The 3,928-nt window shown below is 54.3% G+C and carries 6 protein-coding genes; 4 read left to right on the top strand and 2 right to left on the bottom strand.

Annotated elements, in window-relative coordinates; all coding sequences use genetic code 11:
- Positions 1 to 749: 749 nt before the first annotated feature.
- The gene (locus tag V8352_RS21425; protein WP_336426286.1) at positions 750 to 1,082 is read left to right on the top strand and encodes a hypothetical protein; all 333 of its coding nucleotides are present in this window, start codon (positions 750 to 752) and stop codon (positions 1,080 to 1,082) included.
- A gap of 72 nt (positions 1,083 to 1,154) precedes the next feature.
- On the opposite strand, the gene V8352_RS21420 is transcribed toward V8352_RS21425, so the two are convergent.
- On the bottom strand, positions 1,155 to 1,676 hold the full coding sequence (locus tag V8352_RS21420) for a peroxiredoxin-like family protein (protein ID WP_336426285.1): 522 nt from the start codon (positions 1,674 to 1,676) through the stop codon (positions 1,155 to 1,157).
- 41 nt (positions 1,677 to 1,717) lie between these two features.
- Positions 1,718 to 2,122: a hypothetical protein gene (locus tag V8352_RS21415; protein WP_336426284.1), complete on the bottom strand. Its 405-nt coding sequence runs from the start codon at positions 2,120 to 2,122 to the stop codon at positions 1,718 to 1,720.
- Between the two features lie 66 nt (positions 2,123 to 2,188).
- Between V8352_RS21415 and V8352_RS21410 the strand changes: the two genes are divergently transcribed.
- The 3 genes from V8352_RS21410 to V8352_RS21400 all read left to right on the top strand — a co-directional run bounded on the left by V8352_RS21410 (position 2,189) and on the right by V8352_RS21400 (position 3,837).
- Positions 2,189 to 2,740 carry a hypothetical protein gene (locus tag V8352_RS21410; RefSeq protein ID WP_336426283.1) on the top strand — a complete coding sequence of 184 codons (552 nt, stop codon included), beginning with the start codon at positions 2,189 to 2,191 and terminating at the stop codon, positions 2,738 to 2,740.
- Between the two features lie 161 nt (positions 2,741 to 2,901).
- Positions 2,902 to 3,606 (top strand): helix-turn-helix domain-containing protein, encoded by a 705-nt coding sequence (locus V8352_RS21405; RefSeq protein ID WP_336426282.1) that lies wholly within the window; start codon positions 2,902 to 2,904, stop codon positions 3,604 to 3,606.
- Between the two features lie 12 nt (positions 3,607 to 3,618).
- Positions 3,619 to 3,837 carry a transposase gene (locus V8352_RS21400; protein WP_336426287.1) on the top strand — a complete coding sequence of 73 codons (219 nt, stop codon included), beginning with the start codon at positions 3,619 to 3,621 and terminating at the stop codon, positions 3,835 to 3,837.
- Positions 3,838 to 3,928 lie beyond the last annotated feature (91 nt).

Genomic DNA, 3,928 nt, shown 5'->3' with positions numbered 1-3,928 from the left:
GTCTTGGTCATGTGGCATATCCCTTTCTCTTCGGAGAATTGACGGCGCGTGAACACCGCCATGATATGCCGCCCCTCAGGGGCCATCACCAACTTTCAGCTATATCTCGGCGCAACCAGCGCCATAATGCTGAAAACGTCTTGGCGTCGATATTTTCTCAGCATCTTTGAGAAAGTGCCCGACCGTACCATCTGTTTGTTCAAATACGCCAAATTCGATAGCGCCCCTGCCCTGTCACCTCGCGGATCAGGCTGTGCGCTTCCATCCAGCCGAGGTTACGCTGGACGGCGGCGCGGCTGGCACCGGTTACCGGCGCAGAGCTGCCGAAAAGGCAAAGGGGCCAGGGCGGCCTGCTCAAAGAGCTACACCGGCCAACGTCAAAACTGATTGACGCGCCGCGACAATCAAAATCACAAACACCTTGATCGCGACAGAAAAGGGCGGCATCTTCTCAAGCGTCGCGACCAAGGATTCTCATCCTGATTGACGCGCTCTTCTCATCAAGTTTGTCGCGCTACAGCCCATAATCAAAACAAGCACATGTTCCCAGCTCGGGGTGGTGAACTGAGACCGAAAGGCCTGCATCCAAACGCGTAGGATCTGGGGGACAGGATCCCCGTGTGAGGACAGAAAATCAGGATGATGTGTCATCCCATGCTTCGAATCCTTCGCCGCGCATCATGCAAGTCCGCTGTCTGCGGCGAAGTGAATCACCTGACCTGAAACGGCCCGTCGGCTATATGGGACTCATGAAAAATGACAGCACTGCCGAACGCATCGAGGCCTTTGACGCCGCCAATGGGGGCGGTGTCGGCTATTATACAGACAAGGGCAGCTATCACCTCTATCTGCTGAACACCGATGCAACAATCGCAAGGCAAAGCCAACCGGAAATGGTGATGAAGTCAGGCTTGGTTATTGGTCACACCGCCGCAGATGGGAAGATGTCGATGACATGGGCGGCGTCGTCCTGCCTCTCAGCGACGCACTCGAATTCATCGCAAACGAGGGTATCTTCTGGACTTGGACCTGACCTAAAAACGGACAAAGTCGAGCTAAGGCAGGTAGACTACCGTGAATAGATGTAAGTGCTGGCATGTTTTCTCCAAGCCAGCACCTTCGAGAGCAGACCGCCAGAGGCGTTGCGGCCATACTCAGTAGGCAGTCCCGCGGATCGGGTAGTCCTTTTCCTGAATGAACTTCAGTCCGTTGAGAACACCTTGAAGATCGGGACGCGAAAATGGCGCGTTCGATATATCCACGATCTGCAGGACCCCATCGGGATTAGTGACAAAAAGACCTGGCTCCGGAAAATTTCGGTCGGTCTCCTGCGGCGAACGTGGTTCGGAAATGTAGAGTCCGAGTTGGCGCATCTGGTCCTGCGACAGCTCGCAAGCCACAGGAAACTGCCAACCCTCTTCGGACGCCTCTTCCTTGGCACGCTCAAGCGGATCGCCGGAAATGGCGATAACTTCTATGCCCGCTTCTCGAAAGTCCTCCAGAAGCTCGCCGAGTGTCTCGAGATATTTGCGGCACAGAGGGCAGTGGCTACCGCGATAAACCACAGCGACCTGCCATCGCCCTTTCCCACCAAGACTTACCTCGCTACCGTCCACCGTCCGCAAGGTCATGTTTGGGGTCGGTTTGGCGGGTAATAATTTGGAGTCGTTCATCATAATTATTCTTCCTTATTGTAATTGGTAACCACCGCTGAATTTCAGCTATTGGAACTCCAGAAGCATCTGTCAAAATCTACGTATTTGATCATATCTTCTGTTCGGCCAGCTGGAACGAGACGGGAACAACCTTCAAAAGCATCCTGGTCTTCAAAAACTGAAACCACACCTGTTTCCCCCGCTTCTGCGCCACTAACGCAAAGCATCCCCCCCGGCGCCAATTCAGCAATCTCGCGCCGCCCATTCGGAGCTTCTGCAACGAATAAATGCTTGTTAGCACTGGCGTTGCGCACGCAGACCGTGTCCATCTCCAAGATTTCTTTTTCTGCGGCGGCTAAGCTTGTACTCGACAAGAGCGCCGCTAAGCATAAAGTTCCCATTTTCATGACGAAAGACTGCAATATTGGATGTGGAAGGTCAAAGGCAGTCACGCCCAGAGCGAACAAGAAATTGTTACCCCATCAAACTGCGAATCGGTTCAAACTTGATGTTTCATCAAAGGGAGAGAGTTCATGAACACGGTAAAAGGAATTGGTGGTGGTCTGACCGTTCTGGCGGTCAGCGCAAGTTTAGCCATGGCGCAAGACGCTCCTTTCGGAACTGACGCGGATGCCGAGTATGCCGCCAAGCTTTGGTCAATCATGGAAGAGATGAAACTTGCCGGCGATGGGATGATCCGAACGTTTCCCTATGAGGGTGTTGCACCGCATGGGATGATGTTGGAGACGCTGTACACGACGGCGACCGTTGAGGGCCATTCGGGTGATCTGGTGATCAAGCGCAACTATGGGCCCGAAGGTGTCAGCATTGATGAAGTACTTGACGATCCCGACAAGCATCTCGGTGCGGTCACTGCCATGTTCCGGCGTGAGGCAGGATTTGATCCGGAGAATGCTGACTGGTTCTGGGTCAAATATTTGCCGGACGGCTCTCTGGACAAGAACCCGAAAGGTATGCGTTTGGCCGGCAAGGTGGCCAAAGGAATGGATGCAGGGTGCATCGCCTGCCATTCCGGCGCAGGCGAGGACATGCTATTTACCACAGACCATCTTGGGGCCGAATAAGTCAGAACGAACCACGGTCGCGACTTGCTGGATCTGATCTGGCCGATTTGCACAGGCTATTTCGGATCCCGTAAGAAAGAACGGTGAGTTTATACTCCGAGTTTTGCGGAAGCCGAATTTGATGGCTTGACGGTTGGGCTTGGAACGATTCAGCTATGCCTATGATCCGTCCCGGCTTTCTTTCCTCAGCAGACCGTATCGAGCTTGAGGCTTGCGTGCGTCGCCAGCGTAAGGACCACGGTATTGCCCGCCGGGCAAATGCGATCCTGCTGCTCGACGACGGGGAAAGCTGTGCTCGGATCGCAAAGTTTCTCTACTTGGACGACGATACCATCCGCGGCTGGCATAAAACCTACCTACAAGATGGTTGGGATGCGCTTGCCTTCGACGGCTGGAAAGGCAGCCAGTCCCGTATGACGCAGGCACAAGAGGTTGCGTTATGCGCTTGGCTGGAAGCCCGCTTCTGTCGCTCGACGGTAGAGATCAGAGCTCATGTTGCAGCTGAGTGCGGGCTGAACTATTCCCATTCTTGCTGCATCAAACTTCTGGCCCGACTGGGCTTTGAATACCGCAAGCCCAAACCCCTGCCGCGCGTAGCATCCGTGGAAAAACAGGCAGCTTTCATCGCATTCTACGAGCGCCTGATGCGTGAGTTACCGGCAGATGAAGCCGTTTACTTCGCCGATGCGGTGCATCCGGAATACCAGACCAAGCCTGCATTTGGCTGGGTGAAGGTTGGATCAAATCCAGCGGTTCTCAGCACGGCAGGGCGCGGTCGGGTGAACATCCATGGGGCTGTAAACCTCGAAACCTTCGATGCACCCTTCGTCGAGCCCACGATCGTTGATGGGGTCAGTGCAGCATAGCTTCTAACCAAGATTGAGGAGCGCAACCCCGATAAGCGCATCATTCATGTCATCTGGGACAACGCTGCCTACCACAAAGGGCCCGATGTCAGAGCCTTCCTCGCCAGGACAGCTTGCCGTATCCATTTGATCCAGTTGCCGCCCTACTGCCCTCATCTCAATCCAATTGAACGGCTTTCTCTCATCGGCTCCGACGCGAGCCCGTCCTCTCGATTACAGCGTCGCCATTGACGATTGAATCGCAGGAGATTCCCACGGGACCTTTTTTCTGATTCATTCTCCTTGGGGAGGGTGTTGGATGAGCAATTCACTTTCGATGGAC

The organism is Roseovarius sp. D0-M9, assembly GCF_037083805.1.
Lineage (GTDB): Bacteria > Pseudomonadota > Alphaproteobacteria > Rhodobacterales > Rhodobacteraceae > Roseovarius.
The sequence above is the reverse complement of the archived record's forward strand: the minus strand, read 5'-3'. Positions and strand labels throughout refer to the sequence as shown.

What these genes read in the sequence shown, in the direction of transcription:
- V8352_RS21425 (WP_336426286.1), top strand. Translation starts at nt 750, where the DNA reads ATGAAAAATGACAGCACTGCCGAACGCATCGAGGCCTTTGACGCCGCC.
- V8352_RS21420 (WP_336426285.1), bottom strand. Translation starts at nt 1,676, where the DNA reads ATGATGAACGACTCCAAATTATTACCCGCCAAACCGACCCCAAACATG.
- V8352_RS21410 (WP_336426283.1), top strand. Translation starts at nt 2,189, where the DNA reads ATGAACACGGTAAAAGGAATTGGTGGTGGTCTGACCGTTCTGGCGGTC.
- V8352_RS21405 (WP_336426282.1), top strand. Translation starts at nt 2,902, where the DNA reads ATGATCCGTCCCGGCTTTCTTTCCTCAGCAGACCGTATCGAGCTTGAG.